This is a genomic window from Dietzia sp. SLG310A2-38A2, from assembly GCF_014145095.1.
In the GTDB taxonomy this organism is placed as follows: Bacteria; Actinomycetota; Actinomycetes; order Mycobacteriales; family Mycobacteriaceae; genus Dietzia.
This window is the reverse complement of the sequence record NZ_JAALDX010000420.1, coordinates 1-1,550: the sequence shown is the minus strand read 5'-3', so window position 1 is coordinate 1,550 and position 1,550 is coordinate 1. Positions and strand designations below refer to the sequence as shown.

Here is a 1,550-nt window from a genome sequence, read left to right as displayed (position 1 = left end):
TCGAGCAGTGGAGCGGGGCGCTCGTACTCCTGGAGGGCCCGGTCCAGGGTCGTCCGAGTGCCAGACCCCGGCTCCCTCACCACCAACCGCGTGGCCGCGAGCTCGGCGACGGTCACCGGGAGGCGGCGCCGGGCCCACGGATGGGACGGCGCCGCCACCACCACGAGCCGGTCGCGCGCAACGGTGCTGGTGTGTAGACCGCTGGGCACCGTCGGGGACTCGACGAATCCGACGTCACAGGTGCCGTCCAGAACGAGTTCGGCGACCCTGACCGAGTTGTGGACCTGCAGGTGGATGTTCACCTCCGGCCGCGCGCCCCTCAGGGCCCCCAGCCAGCGGGGCATCAGATGTTCGGCCACGGTCATGCTCGCGCCCACCGTCAACGTGGCCGACCGCTCGGACTGCAGGCTCTGCGCCACCTCCAGTAACTGGGTCGTCTCGGCGAGGACCCGCCGCGCCCAGTGTGCGAGCACCGTCCCGTGTGGGGTCAACGTGGCACCCCGCGGGTGCCGACGCAGCAACGGCGTCCCGAACTGCCGCTCGAGATCCTTGATCGCCCTGCTCGCGTTGGGCTGTGCCATCCCGACCTTCCGGGCCGCCGCACTCAGGCTCCCCTGTTCGTCGACGCCGATCAACAGATCCAGGACGACCAGGTCGGGCCACCTTCGTGTCATGCGTACAGCATATGGCTTCACTCCGAGCGATGCTTATCTGATATGGACAGATGCCGCACTGCCGGCTACCGCATGTGCCTGTGCTCATTCACCCTGGAGGCGTGACCACCCCCCTGACCGCCCAGCCGCGCGAGCACCGCCTCGCGAGGGTGTCGCAGGCCTCGGGATCGGCGACGCCCACTCTGACCCGCGTGCGGGTCAGGGCACGCACGCTCGCTCCGGGCACCGCGATGACCCTCGCGGGAACGGTGGCGGCGATGGGGGTCAGCCACCTGGTCCCCGCCCTCAACCCGATGCTCGTGGCGATCGTGCTGGGCGCCGCACTCGGCAACACCGTGCGCCTGCCGGCCCGTGCCGCGGCGGGCCTGGCCTTCTCGTCCCGGACACTGCTGCGGGTCGGCATCGCCCTGCTGGGTCTGCAACTCCTGCTCGGCGACATCACCGCGCTGGGGTGGCAGGTCATCGTGCTCGTCGCGGTCATCGTGGTCCTGGGGATCGCCGGCACGATGGCGCTGGGGGGCGCGCTCGGCCTCGGCTGGACGCAGCGCCTGCTCATCGCCTGCGGGTTCTCGATCTGCGGCGCGGCGGCGGTGGCAGCCGTGGACAGCGTGTCGGACGCCGAGGAAGAGGAGGTCCTGACGGCGGTGACCCTCGTCGTCATCTTCGGCACCCTGATGATCGTCGCGGTCCCGGTTCTGTCGGGGGCGCTGGGCCTGTCGGACACCGCGGCGGGCATGTGGGCCGGCGGATCGATCCACGAGGTCGCCCAGGTGATCGCGGCCGGCGGCGCGATCGGCGGCACCGCCCTCGCGGTGGCCACCGTCGTGAAGCTCGCCCGCGTCTTGTTGTTGGCTCCCGTGGTCACCGTGATCAGCC

At 71.2% G+C, this 1,550-nt stretch carries 2 protein-coding genes; one reads left to right on the top strand and one right to left on the bottom strand.

Annotation, left to right across the window (positions count from 1 at the left end; genetic code table 11):
* A partial coding sequence (locus G6027_RS14285) for a LysR family transcriptional regulator (protein ID WP_182637750.1) occupies positions 1 to 674 on the bottom strand: 674 nt, incomplete at its 3' end.
* Between the two features lie 230 nt (positions 675 to 904).
* Here G6027_RS14285 and G6027_RS14280 point away from each other — a divergent pair.
* A partial coding sequence (locus G6027_RS14280) for a putative sulfate exporter family transporter (protein ID WP_182637755.1) occupies positions 905 to 1,550 on the top strand: 646 nt, incomplete at its 3' end.